Raw genomic sequence first — 15,363 nt, 5'->3', positions numbered from 1 at the left:
GATCAGGGCCGGAATGCGCTTGCCCATGCGTTCATTGATCTTTTCCAGCAGTTCGGGGCTGCGTGCGCCAATCACTTCGGTGCTGGGAAAGGAGATAAACGGCACGTCGGGCCAATCGGCTCCGGGTTCGCGCACGGCGTCGTCTCCGTAGGGGCGGTACACCAGGGTCATGCCCTGCGCCTTGAGGTCATTGATCAGCGCAGTATTGGGGCCAGCGGGCAAAAAGCGTGGATCGGTGGCCCATTCCACCCACTGATAACCGCCGATCTGTACCAACCGGGTGGGAATGGTGTAGCGGGCAGGCAGGCTTTCGGCCACACCGGGCTTCAGAGAACGCAGGTAGGACTTCTGGGGCACCGCGCCCTGACCGGGGAACTGCACAGCTAGATCGGAGCCGTCCTGAAAGTACACCTCGCCGCGCTGTTGCAGGCTGCCGATGGTGTCTTCGTACACGGCCACACCATTCAGACCCAACGCCTTGTAGCGGTCCAGCAGCGCCTGTGGGTCTTGTCCGTACCGCTGCGCCTGAGACACCAGATTCGGGTAGTCCATCACATACGACGTGGTTTTCTTGGACTGTTCGAAGGTGACGCGCTGGTAGGCCAGGATGAAGGCCGGAATCAGCGAGAGCAGAATCAGGCCCAGCAGCAGGGGCGCGAGGCGGTGGCGGGTGGGCGCAGGCACGGGTGGGCCGCCGGGCGCAGCAGACAGAGAACGGGACGCAGAGTTCGGATCAGTCACAGGGCACATCCTAAAGTGGGAAGGGGGCAAGGGATACGGTGGAGACAAGGCAGCAAAACGGGCCAGCTTACCTTCCGCCAGCCCAGTGAATCGTCCCTCTATCGGATGATGTAGGACTATTGGTAGCCCGTTGAGTTGGCTTGATGTCACCAGAAACACGTTGTTCTTCGCAGCTTGGCTTGATTGACCCCACGGATGAACACGGCCTCTACCTCCGTTGTTAGGTTCATGGTCGTCCGTTGAGTGACTGTAGCAGCGCCAGAAACACGTTGTTTTTTGGATCTTGGATCGATTGAGATGAGGGATGAACACAGGCCCTGAGCTCTTCACCGGGTGCAGACCACGGACGATCAATAGGGCAACACAACCCTCCTTACTGAGGCCCCGCTCCTGACCGCTACCTTTTTCGTGAGTTGGCTGACGTCCCGATCGAACGACCGCGCCTGGAACTCTGGCCATCGCGGTAGGCTGACTCTCCAGGAGAATCCACCATGCTCTATTTCATGTTTGCTACCGGCATCGAGAACTCTTACCCCACGGTCCAGAATGGGCGCTTTCGACAGGACGAGATGGAAAAAACCCGCCACTATCAGCTCTGGGACAAGGATTTCGACCTCGTGCAGGAGTTGGGCATTGAGTACCTGCGTTACGGCCCGCCCATTCACAAGACTTGGCTGGGGCCCGGGCGCTACGATTGGAGCTTCGCCGACGAGACTTTTGGGGATCTGCGGCGGCGCGCGCTCACGCCCATCACCGACCTGTGCCACTTCGGGGTACCCGACTGGATCGGGACGTTCCAGAATCCGGACTTTCCTGAGCAGTTCGCTCGCTACGCGCAGGACTTCGCGCTTCGGTTTCCATGGGTGCAGCTCTACACGCCGGTGAACGAGATGTATGTCTGCGCGCTGTTCTCTGCCAAGTATGGGTGGTGGAACGAGCAGATGACGACGGACACGGCCTTCGTTACGGCATTGAAGCACATCGTCCGGGCGAACGTGCTCGCCATGCATGCCATCTTGCAGGTCCGGCCTGACGCGCTTTTCGTGCAGAGCGAGTCCAGCGAGTACTTTCATGCCGAGAACCCCCGCGCCATCGGTCAGGCCGAGTTCCTGAACCAAGTGCGTTTTCTGTCGCTTGACCTGAATTACGGCCACCGCGTCTCCAGCGATATGTACGAGTATCTGCTCGACAATGGCATGACGCGGGAGGAGTACCACTTCTTTCTTGACAATACGCTCAAGCACCACTGCATCATGGGCAACGACTATTATGTGACCAACGAACATCTCGTGCAGTCTGACGGGAGGACACAGGCTTCGGGGGAGATCTACGGTTACTCGGTGATCACGGGTCAGTATTACGGTCGGTATGCTCTGCCGGTGATGCATACCGAGACAAACCTCCACCAGGGACCGAACGGGGACGAGGCGGTGCAGTGGTTGCGCAAGCAGTGGGCCAACGTGCTGCGAGTGCGCAACGACGGGTTGCCTATTGTGGGGTTCACTTGGTACTCGCTCATCGATCAGGTGGACTGGGACTCCGCCCTGCGCGAAAATAACGGCACTGTCAATCCGCTGGGGCTGTATGACCTCGACCGCAACATCCGGCCGGTAGGCCAGGCCTACCAGGAGCTCATCCGCGAGTGGCGAGCGGTATTGCCCACGCAGAGTACAGCGCTCATCCTGCCTATCTTTGCGTCCAGCCAACAGGATGGCGCCGCCGCCGCTACCGTGCAGAAGCTCGCCCGTACCCACGCCCATGCCCGCAAAGCGACTTATGGAAACGGAGAAACAGGTGTCAGAGTTGACCGCCCAACATTGGAATGAGAAGTGTCAGTGAATGACAGCCCTAGTATTACAGGTGCAGTTATTGATCACGGTGCGGCTTAGCATTGATCTTCTTAGAGTATGTCTGGCTGGCAACCTCCCCGTTCTTCCCGTGCTCAACTCGAGGAGCTCAGCACCTGACACTTTGATAGAAATGGCGTCTACGACGCCATTTAATACGACAAAGGGCGATATCAGAATCTGTGACGAGTTCCGAAACCGCCCGACTGCAGGCTGACACGCTGGCCGTCCATCTGAAAGCCCGTCTCCCGCACCGCCGCATGGATGCTCTGAAGCGGCTGGCTGAAGTGCTCTTGGCACTTCTCCAGGCCGAATCCACTCTCCATCGCAAGATCGCTCTCCATCTGCCCCGAGACGCGACTCTGGAGTCCAAAACTCGCGTCGTGGCACGGGTGTTTCACGACGCCCAGCTCACCCCGCAGGACGTCTGTGACGTCCTGCTTCCCTTGCTCCCCGACGGTAAACTCACCTTGGTGATGGACCGCACGACCTGGCATTACGGTCAGACCCCTCTCAATATTCTTGTCTTGGGCGCCCTCCTCGGGGGCGCCGTGATCCCGCTGGTGTGGAAAGTCCTCCCTCACCAAGGGAACAGCTGCACCGCAGCCCGCATTCTGTTGGTGGCTCGACTGCTCAAAGTGCTGCCTGCGAAACGCTGGGCGGTCTTGATCGCCGACCGAGAGTTCATCGGGCAAGAATGGTGCCGTTTCCTGCGCTGGAAACAGATCCGGCAATGTCTGCGTATTCGGGAAAACACCCGGATTGAAGATGAACTTGTCCGTGACCTGTTCACCCACCTGAAACCCGGTGAAGCGCGGACGCTCTTTGAGCGAACCTGGGTATACGGTGGTTGGATGCATGTGGTCATCACCCTGTCCCCTGTGGGGGACAGGGTGATCGTCGCTTCGGATTTGCCTGTCAGGGACGTTCTTCACACGTACAGGCTCAGGTGGGGCATCGAGACGGGCCAACTCGATTACGGTGATACATCTCGAACCTCCGGTTCTTCCAACATTGAAGTGGCTTTACTGACCCATTGCCGATGTTGCCGAGCGCCGATGGGTTCAGCTCTCAAGACTTGGAGTCGCCTGACCTCCGCATCATCCGCCCAGATTCGCCAGGTTCCTCCTTGTTTCAGTTGTTCTCCCTTCACGATGTCTCGGTGCAGCCAGCCGTACAACGTTACGACCGGCATGTTCAGCATCTGTGCCAATCCATCCAGCGTCCACCAGTCCCCCGCCCGCGGGGGACGCCTTGAAGGGACGGCACGTCCATCTGTGCCCTTTGAAAACTGAAGGCCCAGACGTTGAGCCAGACTCCGAACTTGGGCCGCATTCCAAGTGGTTCGACGTTTGGGTGGACGCAGCCCGGCTGCATTGAGTTCGTCAGCCATCTCCAGTGCCGTTTTTTCCTGTGTCACCCCCGCTTCGACCCGTGCACATAGCTCCGCATATGTACTGACCTGATCGAGCCGGGCGACGGGCCGAATCAGTTGACCTGCTGTCACATTTCCCCCCTGCCATTCGATGCGCACGTCCATTCGCTCATCATTGACTGCGCCCCAGAGCGTGATCTGTTTGACGACCAGGCGCAGGATCTCCTTGCGATCCTGCATCGTTGTGGTCGACGCAGACCAGAGTGCGGGCAAGGCCGTTGACAGGGTCTGTACCTGAAGGATCTCGGCTGGGGTCAACTGCCGTGGGCGCAGATGAACGTGTCGCTCGTACTCCTCTTTCAAGGTTCGCTCAGCCTCTAATGCCTGCTCCCAAGCGCGTTCTAGGGAACGCGCGACGAGACGGTGTTCGGGCTCCACTCCCCGATACTGACGGGCAGCACGCTCTGCCTCATACTGCGCCCGTTCCAAGCGAGCGTGCCAGTGCTGATCCAAAGCTTCACGATCCCGATTTAGCGCGGACTGTGCTTCAAGGGAGAGGGCCACACTGACTGGCGTCAAGGCCTCAAGCAACTGAGCCGTCACCCAGTCGTCGACCACCGCACCTGTACAGCTGAAACAGGGTGAACCTGCGTAATCCGACACCTGTCGGATGCAGTTGTAACGCAACGCTGATCCACCGAGTGCGGTGTGGTAGGAAACCACCATCCGGTGCCCACAGTGTCCGCACCTCAGCAGACCACTGAGCAGCCCAGTGCCCCGTTTCGGGGCACCCGACAACGATGCGATATTGCGGTTGGCGGCCATACGAGCGACATTCTGTTGGTACTGCTCCCAACTGATGTACGCGGGCACATGCTCTTTCAGCAACACATGCCACTGGCTCGGCGGCAGTGTCACCCGTCCGGTCGAGCTTCGTCCAGCCAGCTTTTTCTTGGGGTCGACCTGCCGTCGGCCGTACGCATACACTCCCGCGTACATCGGATTGTGCAGCAGATTCTGCAGGGTCATCCGGTTGGGTCGGCGCCACGTCAAGAGGCCCCCACCAGCGCGCGTCCGCTCGCGGACGCCCAGCTGAATCTGTTCCTCCACCAGGTAGTGGAGTACGGCATGCAGGGTGCCCAATGCCTCAAATTTACGGAAGATCAACCGGATCACCTGTTGTACCTGCTCATCCGGATCCATCTGAATCTGGCCGTACACATCCCGGAGATAGCCGCTCGGCGTCGGTGTGCCCAACGCACCTCGGCGGGCCTTGTTGAGTTTGCCCTGATGCATGCGGTTCTTGAGAATATGCAGCTCTGCTTCACTCATCGTGCCTTTGAGACCGAGGAGCAGTCGATCATTGTAGTCGGCCGGATTGTAGATCCCGTCTGTGTCTCCAATCAAGGTTTGGAATAGGGCACAGACCTCCAGTAGGTGGTGCCAGTCGCGGTTCGAGCGGGCCAGGCGGCTCATCTCAATGCCGAGAATCAACCCAACGTGACCGAGGCTCACCTCGGTCACCAGGCGGGTGAAGCCCGGACGGCCCGCGGCGCTCGTTCCAGATTTTCCCTGGTCATCATCAATGACCAGCACGCGTTCTGGAGCCCAGCCCAGAGTGGCGGCGTGATGGACGAGCGCGTACTGGAGACGGGTCGATTCCTGATGCTGCTGAAGTTGGGCCAGCGTGGATTGGCGCACGTAAACGATGGCCAGCCGGTCGAGGTGGTTCACCTCGATCTTGTGATGACGTCGCACTTCAATGGACGCGGTCATGAGGCTCCTGCGTCTTTTCCGGTGTGGTGGTCTGTAATTGCCGTTCCAGCAACCGAACCAACACCTGGAGCAGGCGTTGCTGACGTGCTGGAGAAAGGCTCAGCCAGAGGGTCGACGGGGGGGGAGATTCGATCCGGGCATAGGTGACCGTCCTCTACAAGAGCCGCAGCTCCGCTGCGGTGGATAAAGCGAGCGAGCCGAACGAGGCTGTCCAACCCAATGATAGGCCGAGTGGCTTCCAGCTTTACAGCGGTACTGGTGTTGGGACGTGGAGTGTGCGTTCTCGGCCCTCAAATCAAGGGGACTGAACCTGGAAGCCACGCATATGACCGCCGCCGACCGGATTTCGAGGCTGTTCGGGTTGCTGTGCATTGCCTTGGCCTGGATGGCCCGAGTCGGGGCGGAAGATCAGCCGCAGACCTCGACGAGGTCTGACAATCGGGGGCGAGCCATCCGCAGTCAGGTGCGCACCGGGTGGATGGCCCTCAGTGAGGCCGTGCGGTGGGGTAGAGACGCCTTTTGGAGCTGCCTTCAGCTCCTCAGCACACCTTTCCCGCCCACTGGGACGTCAATTCCTCAAAGTGTCAGGTGCTGAGCTCGAGGAGCGTCGCCTCGCGGCACTGGAATGGATCGCACGCGGGATGCACAAGAATCAGGAGATTGCCGATCACTTCGGGGTCTCGGTACACACCGTGTTCTGCTGGAAAGGTCGGCTCAAACGAAACGGCAGTCTTCAGGCCACGGTGGCTAGCGGTCCAGCCTCGCGGCTCACGGTAGAGCAAGGGGAGCAGTTGCGCACTCTCCTGCGGGAGGATGCGGTGCAGTATGGCTTTCGGGACGAAACTTGGACGACCCGCCGTGCCAGTGAATTTGAGGTTCCCCCCTCGGTCGGTCCAGTCCGATTGCACTGAAATCTTCCTTCAGCCCGCCTGCTGCAGGCGGGCAAACGTTTGAGGTGAGTGACGATCCAAGGAGCTGTGCGGACGAACTCGGCTATGGTCCTGATGCCAAGCCGTTACGATCAGTCGGGCCTGGGGCAGCGTCTGAAACCAATGAAGGCTCAGGCACTCATCCCGAACCCGCCCGTTGAAACTCTCGATGTATGGACTGATCCCCTCCGACAGGGCCATAGGCCAAGACACTTCGCCCCAGTCAGCGGGTACGCTGACTGCACTGCGAAGGAGATCCCATGCCCGGACGAAACCACAACCGCGAGTTCAAACTTGAGGTGGTCAGCCAGATCAACAGCGGCCAGCACACCACGGCCCATCTCAGTCGCCTTCATTCACTGGCTCCGAGCCTGATTCATCGGTGGCGCAAAGAGGTCGAGGCGCGTGGGGAAGCTGCTTTTAGCGATGGTGCCACGACAGATCGCAGCGACGAACTCCGCATGGCCGAGTTGGAACGGTACTGTGGTCAGCTCGCTCTGGAGAACACCATCCTGAAAAAATCGTTGGCGACGTACCGCTTGAAACACGGCACCAAATGATTTCGGATGCGCGAGTCGCGCATCCCAGGGTGTCGGTACGTCGCTGGTGTGAGTGGCACGCGGTCAGCCGATCTTGGTATCTGGGTCGGCAGGCTCGGACACCAGTAGACCCGGATCTTGGGCTGGCCAAAGAGATTGAGGCCATCGCGCTGAAGTGGAGCGGGTACGGGTACCGTCGCGTCACCCATGAACTGGCCCGCCGGGGACGCCCGACCCATCACAAGCGCGTCTGACGCGTGATGCGAGCAGGAGGGTTGTTCTGCCGTCCCAAACGGCGGTTTCAGGCCACCACGGACTCGACGCACAGCGAACGTCGTTTTGAAAATCTGTTGCCAACCGTGGTACCCAAGCCACCCAACCCAGTCTGGCAAGTCGATCTCACCGACGTTCGGGTCAAGCATGGCGTTGTGTACCTCGCCTGCGTCCTCGACAGTTTCACCCGAGAAATCGGGGGCTGGGCCATGTCCAGGTGCATTGACGTGGACTGAACCCTTTGGACAGGCTCTCCGTCCTTTCTGATGCCGCTGACTGACTCACTACCCTATGTTTTCTCCGGGGCTCAATGAGGAGTTCTCCCTCTGAAAGCTTGTGTTTGCCACAGCCATATGCGTAAACCAGTGGGATCATTGTTGGTGGAGAACCGGTACTTTAGGTTCGCTCCACTGAAGCATGAACCCACGCAAGGGCGAGATGAGCCGATGCTCCAGGGTCATGCCGTGCTTCTGGCGTCGACCTCCTTCTTCACATCACAGAAACACAGTGCGCTAAGGTTGATAGCCGTGAAACTGCTTTGGATCACCTGTGCTGCTCTCCTCCTTTCCCCCCTGGCCCAGGCGGTGCCTTACGCCCAGCAGACCAGCTTCGGCCTCCCGGTGGCCGCGATTCAAGCGGCACAGACGCAGGCCAGTGTTACGGGCACGTGGCAGCCTCTCCCCACGCTTCAGGGTGGTCGCCTGGAGAGTGCGCCCATCACCGTTCCGCCCTTCAACGAGCTGATTCCGAGCTGGAATGTTCTTGGAGCCGTGGGCGCTCCTTTCACTCTGGAGGTGCGCGTTCGTCGGCCCAATGGCCAGTGGACGCCCTACTTCAACTTTGGCGTCTGGCGCGCGGCGGGAAAACGTCAGAGCGCTCCAGTGGTCAAGACGGGGGACGGCACGGTGAACACTGATGTGCTGACCCTGCCGTACCGGAGCACGGCTTTTCAGTACCGGGCCGCCGTGGAAGCCGGGCAACACGTCTCGCTGCTGTCCTTCAATACCTCGGATACGGCCTTGCGGTTCCAGGAGCAGGGCCGGGCTGGTCGTCCACTGGTCTGGAACAAAACCTTGACCGTTCCTGGCCTGTCACAAATGATCTACCCTGGAGGTGAGGTGTGGTGCAGCCCGACGAGCGTCAGCATGCTGCTCGGCTTCTGGGGTAAGTCAGTCCGGGTGCCTGACGCCGCACAAGCAACCTACGACTCAGTTTATGACGGCTTCGGGAATTGGCCCTTCAACATGGCCTACGCGGCAACCCGGGGGATGCAGGCGTTTGTCACTCGCCTCGGGAGCCTGCGGGATGCCGAGGTGTTCTTGCAGCGCGGTGTTCCCCTTGTACTCAGCGTGCGCTTCCGGGCTGGTGAGCTGCCGGGCGCTCCTCTTTCCTGGTCAGATGGACACCTGATGGTGCTCGTCGGGTTCGATGCGCAGGGCAATCCTGTGGTGAACGATCCCGCCGCAAAAAGTGATGTCAGTGTTCGCCGAACCTACCCCCGCGCCGTGTTTGAACGTTTGTGGCTCAATCATGCCGGAGGCATGACCTATGTCATCACGCCTAGAAGTTGAGCCTGCACGGCGGGGCACCTTGTCCTCTCATGCGGCCGGACAAGAACCCACTGGAGGCAACATGAACGTTGCCGCCCCGACTGAGGATCCAACTCCAGCACTTGTTCCGACTCTTCCCCTTCCGAGCAGGTCCGAGTCTTGCTCCGATCATTCCAACTGATGTTTCGGCTGTTCGACCTCACCGGTGTCGCGCGATGTCGAACGTCCTGAAAGCGCTGCTGCTGTCTATGACCTAGGTCAGTCGCGCAGTGGGAGAAGCCAAAATGATTCAAAATGCGCCTCTCTCGATATCAAAAGCATGCAGGCCCAGTCCTACCCCAACAGTGTGCTGACGCCCCCGCAGGAGCTGGCCTCCGGGCGTACTGATCAGCGGAGCGGTGTCTCTGATCAGTCTGATGGACTGCGGATCAGTGCGCTGCTGACCGTCCCAAATGGCACCCCGCCTGCAGGCGGCTGGCCCGCGATCGTTTTTAACCACGGCTTCAGCAGTCCCGAACGACAGAGCGTTATGCCGCTCACGTCGATGCCGTTGCGCGAGTTGGATTTGTCGTGTTGAAACCCGATTAGTGCGGGCACGGCCGTTCCCAAGGCCAACCGGCGGGCACCTCGTACTGATCACCGGAATACACGGTAGACGTGCTCAACGCCTTTTCGTCTCTGAAAACGTTCAAGCGCGTGAACGATGCTCGCATCGGCATGTGGGGGCACTCGATGGGCGGCCACATCGCTCTGCGGGCCAGGGTAGTGTGACGTGACCCTCGATTCTCGGTCCTGAGTCAAAGTTGGTGCAGGGGTGGAAACGCAGTCAGGATGCGGGCCCGCAGCGTCTTGGAGTGCCCCCCAAAAACTGGACGAGGCGAAGTAGAGACGAAGGCTCGCCATTTCAGCCCTGATTTGTCAGGGTGGAAGGCGAGGAGACGTCATGAAACAGAAGCAGTTCACCGAAGAGCAGATCATTAAGTTGCTCCAAGACGCCAAGAAAGGTCAACAGCCCACCCTAGAGTTGTGCCGGGCCTTCGGATGCAGTCCAGCGTCGTACTGCACGTGGAAAAAGAAGTACGGCGACACCACACCCGATGAAGCCAAGCGGCTGCGACACTTGGAGAAAGAAAACGCGCGTCTGTTGCGGATCGTCGGCCAGCAGCGCCTCGAGATCGAGGCGGTCAAGGAGGTGTTGGCAAAAAAGCGATAACAACCACCGAGAAACGCGCTCTGGTACAGGAACTGATCATGCAGCGGGTCAAACCCGTTCGGGCTTGCTTCTTGGTGGGCTTATCCAAATCCTCGTGGCATTACCGGCCCAAACCGCGCCAGGACAGTGAACTCCGTCGTCGGATTCACGAACTGGCGGGACAACATCCAAGACGTGGTTCCCGATTTATTCACGCGCTGCTCGTCAAAGAAGGCAACAAGATCAACAAGAAGAGGGTGAGACGAATTTGGCGGGAAGAGCAGCTGACGATCAAGAAAAAGCCCAGCCGGAAGATCCGCACCGGCAACACCATCCCGATGACCGCGGAATGCCCCAATCACGTCTGGACGTACGATTTCATTTTTGACCAAACACTTGGAGGCACCACCCTCAAAATCTTGACACTCATGGATGAATTCACCCGGCAATCGCTCGCCATCCACATTGCAGAGACTTTCACGTCTATAGACGTGAAAGTCATCCTAGACGAAGTCATCAAAGAAAGAGGTGCCCCGACCTTCCTGCGCAGCGACAACGGCTCAGAATTCATTGCCCGTGATTTGGGCATTTGGTTGGCCGTGCAGGAGGTCAGCACCCGGTTCATAGAACCGGGCAAACCCTGGCAGAACGGCTTTGCCGAAAGTTTCCACTCCCGTTTGCGAGAAGAATGCTTGACCCAAGAAGTTTTTTATTCCGCACAGCACGCCCGTATCTTGATCGAAGGCTGGCGAGCGTTTTATAACGCTCACAGGCCCCATTCTCCGATCGGTTACCAAACGCCAGACGAGTTTGCTGCCACCTGGCTGGCCCAATCGGCTTCGCATCCAGTACCCTGTAGTTGAGCCGAGTCTCTACTCGAAGTCGTCCAAACATTGGGGCCAGCCCAGGGCCAGAGGGTATTCCTACAAGCCAGCACGACGGTGTACGGCATCAACCAAGGCATCATGGTGCTGGAGTGGGGACATGAGACAGCGCGGGCGGGACTGACCGTGTTGGGAGGCAATGACCGCGATATGGCGGCGCTCCTGGTGGGTGCAGGCGTCACGCCTGCGGATCCTGCGCCCCAAACCAGTCCGGAGGTGAGAAGACCATGGAAATAAAGATTCACAACCGCGCCCGTGTGATGCGCGTGCTGGCTCTCGTCGTGTTCCTGTCGTTGGTCTGGGCTTATGCCCAGCTCCAGTGGGGACTACCGCAAAGTATCAAGCGCACACTGGTATAGTCGCGCGGCTCCATCGTGGCTGCCGATGGGTCGATTCTGGCCCGCAGTGTTGGGGGTAAACGGGTCTATCCGCAGGGTATCTTGGCGGGACAAGTCGTGGGCATGATGGGCAGTACGGAGGGGCTGGAGGGGCTGGAGGCCGCCTATAACCGTTCTTTGGAAGCTGGGAACGACCTGAAGCTGACGCTTAATCCCCGGACGCAGGCCAATGCTGAAGCGGCGTTGGCGCGCGGCGTTACGAAGCATCAAGGCGAATATGGTTCGGTCGTGGTCATGGAAACCCGGACGGGCCGGGTGTTGGCCGCCGCCAGTTATCCGCCGTTCGATCCCAACGATTGGCGCACCTCCAGCCCCAATGCCCGCCGCAACCGCCCATTCTTGGACGTGTTCGAGCCGGGGTCGACCATCAAAGGCTTGGTTGTCGGTGCGGCTCTGAATGAAGGGCTCACGACGCCCACAAGCACCTACGATACGCCGATGCGCCGGTACGTCGGCGGACGCTGGGGCAGCACCATCGGCGATGCGGTGGCGCACCCCAAACAATTGACCACCAAGCAAATCCTACGGTACAGCAGCAACGTCGGCATGAGCCAGATCGTGGAGCATTTCCCGGCCGCAAACTTGCGTGGGTACTTGGGGCAGTACGGCTTTGGGGAAGACGTGTCGATTCCAGTGGTCTCTACGGCGACGGGCCGCTTGCAACCCCTGCGCAACTGGGACGACCTGGTGCGGGCCACCAATGCCTTTGGGCAGGGCATGAGCAGCACCACGCTGCAACTGGCCGCTGCCTTCAATGTGCTGGCCAACGACGGCCTGTATATCTCCCCCCGTTTGGTCGAAGGCACAGGTGCAGGCGAGCGGCGTGAAGTCCTGCGGCCTGAAACCGCCAAAACCATGCGCGTCCTGCTGCAAGCAGTGATTGAAGACGGGATTTTTAATGCGGCAGGCATCCAGGGGTATGCGTTGGCAGGCAAAACCGGAACGGCTCAGGTCGTCGTCGACCGCAAATACTCGAACAGCGTATTCGACAGTGTGTTTGCGGGGTTTTTCCCCGCCGATGCCCCCCGCGTCACGGTAACCGTGATGGTCCGTGGAGCCAAGATTAACTTTCAAGGCTCGCAGTTGGCAGCGCCCATCTACCGTGAATTGGCTTCCGGCATCCTTTCTGAATGGGCTTCTGCTCCCACCGTACCTGACAAGAAACCCTAGCAGTAAGCGCTCCGCTGGACGTGCTGCCTTCACTGGGCTTCTGGCAATCACAGATGAGACACGCGCCAGTCCTACCGTGAAGGGATGCTCATGGTTGAGAAGCGTGCTTCTGAATGTCTTGTCGGGTGGCGGCGACGCTGACAGGCGAGGCGCGCATGCCCGTGACTTTAGGGGTATGCGCCAACTCACGGACTGATGGGAAGTGTGTCCAAAGACCGTCAAGCGTGCTGCGGCGCCTAAGGGCCAGCCAGACAGCGGAGATCCAACTGACCAAGGTCAAGTGGTGAAACCCACCCATCACACTCTAACCCCGTTCAACCCAGCCGTGGTCGACCAGCCCCACTCAACCTGCGTTCTGCTGGCCGTCACACCGAACAGGTCAACTCAGGCTGATCCACGTGCGCCAACGAACACGCTACTGGCCCCACGGATGGAGCTGACACCCCAGGCTGCTTTAGAGCATTTGACATAAGAAAATGTCAGGGAAGACGTGAGTGAACCAGCCAAAGACATCTCGTCAAGAAACGGCATCAAGGGCATCCGAAATCCCCTGAAGCAGTGCTGGAACTTCTCGCCACTCACCCGCGCGAACGCGGGCTTTGACTTTGGAAAACATCTGTTCGATGGGATTGAAGTCAGGGCTATAGGGGGGCAAGAACAGCACGACACACCCCCTGGCTTCAATGTGCGTCCGAACGGACGCACGGTGATGTGCCGAGAGGTTGTCCAGCACCACCACTTGTCCAGGGGTGAAGGCTGGGCACAGGAGTTCTCGGACGTACCACTCGAAACTCACGCCGTTCACCGCGCCCTCCAAGATCAGTGGGGCAAAAGGACCACTGGCCTGCAACGCGCACACGAGCGTTTGATTCCGTCCCCAGTTGCGGGGCACCGAACAGACCGCGCGCCGTGTCCGGTGCGCGCGACCATACCCCCGAGTCATCGCTGTATTGAAGCCACTTTCATCCAGAAACACCAGCCGGGCCGGTGTCTGAAGGTAGGGCTTCAGGTCATTCAGGAACTGCTGGCGCAGTTCCTCATGGCGTTCGGCGGCGACCCGCGTTTTTTTTCTACGGTGGCAAAATCAGCTTGTCCCAGTCTGCCTCAAGTTGTGCGAGGCAAGTCTGGGGACTTCGCCGAAACCGTGACTGCAGTCGGCGGGTTTCGTGACGGCGTTCCAGTTCTCGACGTACTGCACGCCACTGCTCTACCTTCGTCGGCTGAAGGTCTTGCGGGAGGATCGTGCTTTTCCTGGTCGCCGCGGCGGCGAGCAGACGAACGTGCCCACGAATGACCAGACTTGGCGAAGCTGATTTCTGGCCGCTGATGCGGCGTTCATAGCGCTTGGCCGAGCCAAAATACTGTTCGAGGGCATTGTTTGTTCGGGGCAACCCCGGCACACGGTAGCAATGAAAGAGCCAGTCCTGTTGAGCCGTCAAGATCTTGATGAAGTGCGCCAGCGCACTCGAGACTTCAGGCAGACTCTGTTGCTGACGTTGCACGGAGAAGAGCACGCGTTGAAACTGCTGCTGGACGACGTGCGCCTCGTCTTCACCGGAATTTTGGAGGACTTGTGCGATACGCATCACGGAGTTGTGCGCTTGGCTGAGGGCTTCCCAAGGTTGACCCTCTTCTTGAAGCGCTTGCTGAAGATGTCGTTTTAGACGACTCAGGTCTTGATCGGTTTGACCCCCCCTTTTTTCTGGGGCGTCTCTTCAAGGCGCTCCAATGAGTCGTGAATGTGCTGGATTCGCTCTTGGAGCCGCAAGCCACTGGCGACCAGTGGCGGACGACCGTCATCCGTCAGGGCGCTTCTGACGGTGAGCGCGTAGTTCAGCAACACTCGCACCTGAGGGTCTTGACGCGCTTCCAGAGCGGATTCAATCTTTTTGATCCCTCGTAGACGCTTTTTCAGTTGTACTTTGGCATGACGGTCGACGTCCAGGAGAGGCCGGGCGGCCTCTCGCAACGAATGGAACTGACACAACTGATGAGGAACCCCTGGAAAGACCCGTTGGATCGCCAGGCGAATCGCTCGCTGTCCATCGCTGATGACGCCAACGACCGGGAGGCGCTCACCGAGCGCCTCTTTGACTTCCGTCAGCAGCGCCGCGAGGTCATCTTCCGAACTCGTCACCAGGGGACGAGCCAACAGGATTTCTCCTGACAGCACCTCCCGGATCAGTCACAGCACGTCGTGACCGACATCAGGCTGTAACCCATCCAAGCTCAGGATCACTCGACCTTGCTGTTGTAACTTGGCCTGCCAGTGATCCGGATGCATCAGTTTGGACGCGAGCAATTCCTCGTACCGGGCGATCAGATGAGTGACTTGACGCTGGCTGATCTCCACTTGCTGTTGCGATAACAGGGTATGGATTTCTGGGACAGTGCGGTGGAACGCAAAGCGTTCTCGCCCGATAAACGCTAAGACATCAAATACTGTGTTGGAACGGCGCTGTCAAGAGGCGATCTGGGGGCGTTGGTAGCCTGGGTCAAAGGGTTTCGCTGATTTCAGGACGGCGAAACTCGTGCGGAGAATCTTACGTGCCAGGGCAATCAGAGCCACCTTCTTCGGCTTCCCAGCTCCGACAAGCCGCCGATAATAGTCTCCCACCTAGTTTTTAAGCCGGGACACTGTAACAGCCGAGAGATAGAACGCCCGTCTCAGTCGACTGTTTCCAATCTT

Annotated in this window: 12 protein-coding genes and 4 pseudogenes; 10 read left to right on the top strand and 6 right to left on the bottom strand. The window is 59.2% G+C overall.

The window, feature by feature from the left end:
• On the bottom strand, nt 1–741 hold a 741-nt coding region (locus tag F561_RS0123220; RefSeq protein ID WP_342662303.1), incomplete at its 3' end, for a DUF5693 family protein.
• A gap of 491 nt (nt 742–1,232) precedes the next feature.
• Between F561_RS0123220 and F561_RS0123215 the strand changes: the two genes are divergently transcribed.
• Nucleotides 1,233–2,567, top strand: coding sequence for a glycoside hydrolase family protein (locus F561_RS0123215; protein ID WP_019012357.1), 1,335 nt, complete (start codon nt 1,233–1,235; stop codon nt 2,565–2,567).
• Nucleotides 2,568–2,770: 203 nt separating this feature from the next.
• Nucleotides 2,771–3,553, top strand: a pseudogene (locus tag F561_RS28345) (transposase); the annotation flags it as partial.
• A gap of 11 nt (nt 3,554–3,564) precedes the next feature.
• Here the strand turns inward: F561_RS28345 and F561_RS0123205 are convergent.
• Entirely contained in the window at nt 3,565–5,739 is a 2,175-nt protein-coding gene (locus F561_RS0123205; RefSeq protein WP_019012355.1) for a recombinase family protein, read from the bottom strand.
• Nucleotides 5,740–6,001: 262 nt separating this feature from the next.
• Between F561_RS0123205 and F561_RS30205 the strand changes: the two are divergent.
• A pseudogene (locus tag F561_RS30205) lies at nt 6,002–6,334 on the top strand (IS4 family transposase); the annotation flags it as partial.
• Entirely contained in the window at nt 6,228–6,650 is a 423-nt protein-coding gene (locus F561_RS30395; RefSeq protein ID WP_342662302.1) for a helix-turn-helix domain-containing protein, read from the top strand. The pseudogene F561_RS30205 and the gene F561_RS30395, both read left to right, overlap by 107 nt.
• Nucleotides 6,651–6,659: 9 nt before the next feature.
• Here F561_RS30395 and F561_RS30645 read toward each other — a convergent pair whose 3' ends face one another.
• On the bottom strand, nt 6,660–6,869 hold the full coding sequence (locus F561_RS30645; protein WP_083922621.1) for an integrase core domain-containing protein: 210 nt from the start codon (nt 6,867–6,869) through the stop codon (nt 6,660–6,662).
• Between the two features lie 59 nt (nt 6,870–6,928).
• On the opposite strand from F561_RS30645, the gene F561_RS0123190 reads away from it, so the two are divergent.
• From F561_RS0123190 to F561_RS26630, 6 genes and pseudogenes are all read left to right on the top strand, one after another.
• Nucleotides 6,929–7,228 (top strand): transposase, encoded by a 300-nt coding sequence (locus F561_RS0123190; RefSeq protein WP_019012352.1) that lies wholly within the window; start codon nt 6,929–6,931, stop codon nt 7,226–7,228.
• Nucleotides 7,229–8,007: 779 nt separating this feature from the next.
• On the top strand, nt 8,008–9,051 hold the full coding sequence (locus F561_RS0123180) for a peptidase C39 family protein (RefSeq protein ID WP_019012350.1): 1,044 nt from the start codon (nt 8,008–8,010) through the stop codon (nt 9,049–9,051).
• A 922-nt stretch (nt 9,052–9,973) separates the two neighbouring features.
• On the top strand, nt 9,974–10,243 hold the full coding sequence (locus tag F561_RS0123170) for a transposase (RefSeq protein ID WP_019012349.1): 270 nt from the start codon (nt 9,974–9,976) through the stop codon (nt 10,241–10,243).
• 38 nt (nt 10,244–10,281) lie between these two features.
• Complete coding sequence (locus tag F561_RS0123165) at nt 10,282–11,085, top strand: IS3 family transposase (RefSeq protein ID WP_019012348.1); 804 nt, start codon at nt 10,282–10,284, stop codon at nt 11,083–11,085.
• A gap of 30 nt (nt 11,086–11,115) precedes the next feature.
• Entirely contained in the window at nt 11,116–11,343 is a 228-nt protein-coding gene (locus F561_RS0123160; RefSeq protein ID WP_157452131.1) for a hypothetical protein, read from the top strand.
• Nucleotides 11,334–12,674: pseudogene (locus F561_RS26630) on the top strand (peptidoglycan D,D-transpeptidase FtsI family protein). Before F561_RS0123160 ends, F561_RS26630 begins: the two are co-directional and overlap by 10 nt.
• A 517-nt stretch (nt 12,675–13,191) precedes the next feature.
• Here the strand turns inward: F561_RS26630 and F561_RS0123150 are convergent.
• From F561_RS0123150 to F561_RS26625, 3 genes and pseudogenes are all read right to left on the bottom strand, one after another.
• Nucleotides 13,192–13,743: pseudogene (locus F561_RS0123150) on the bottom strand (IS630 family transposase); the annotation flags it as partial.
• Nucleotide 13,744: 1 nt separating this feature from the next.
• Nucleotides 13,745–14,260, bottom strand: coding sequence for a hypothetical protein (locus F561_RS29310; RefSeq protein WP_157452129.1), 516 nt, complete (start codon nt 14,258–14,260; stop codon nt 13,745–13,747).
• 83 nt (nt 14,261–14,343) lie between these two features.
• Nucleotides 14,344–14,826 carry a transposase gene (locus tag F561_RS26625; RefSeq protein ID WP_019012342.1) on the bottom strand — a complete coding sequence of 161 codons (483 nt, stop codon included), beginning with the start codon at nt 14,824–14,826 and terminating at the stop codon, nt 14,344–14,346.
• Nucleotides 14,827–15,363: the final 537 nt, after the last annotated feature.

The organism is Deinococcus aquatilis DSM 23025 (assembly GCF_000378445.1).
Classification (GTDB): domain Bacteria; phylum Deinococcota; class Deinococci; order Deinococcales; family Deinococcaceae; genus Deinococcus; species Deinococcus aquatilis.
Note: the sequence above shows the minus strand (reverse complement) of the source record. Positions and strands in the feature narration are given on the sequence as shown.

Coding starts and splice junctions, on each gene's coding strand:
- F561_RS0123215 (WP_019012357.1), top strand. CDS start 1,233: ATGCTCTATTTCATGTTTGCTACCGGCATCGAGAACTCTTACCCCACG.
- F561_RS0123205 (WP_019012355.1), bottom strand. CDS start 5,739: ATGACCGCGTCCATTGAAGTGCGACGTCATCACAAGATCGAGGTGAAC.
- F561_RS30645 (WP_083922621.1), bottom strand. CDS start 6,869: ATGGCCCTGTCGGAGGGGATCAGTCCATACATCGAGAGTTTCAACGGG.
- F561_RS0123190 (WP_019012352.1), top strand. CDS start 6,929: ATGCCCGGACGAAACCACAACCGCGAGTTCAAACTTGAGGTGGTCAGC.
- F561_RS0123170 (WP_019012349.1), top strand. CDS start 9,974: ATGAAACAGAAGCAGTTCACCGAAGAGCAGATCATTAAGTTGCTCCAA.
- F561_RS0123165 (WP_019012348.1), top strand. CDS start 10,282: ATGCAGCGGGTCAAACCCGTTCGGGCTTGCTTCTTGGTGGGCTTATCC.
- F561_RS29310 (WP_157452129.1), bottom strand. CDS start 14,260: ATGCGTATCGCACAAGTCCTCCAAAATTCCGGTGAAGACGAGGCGCAC.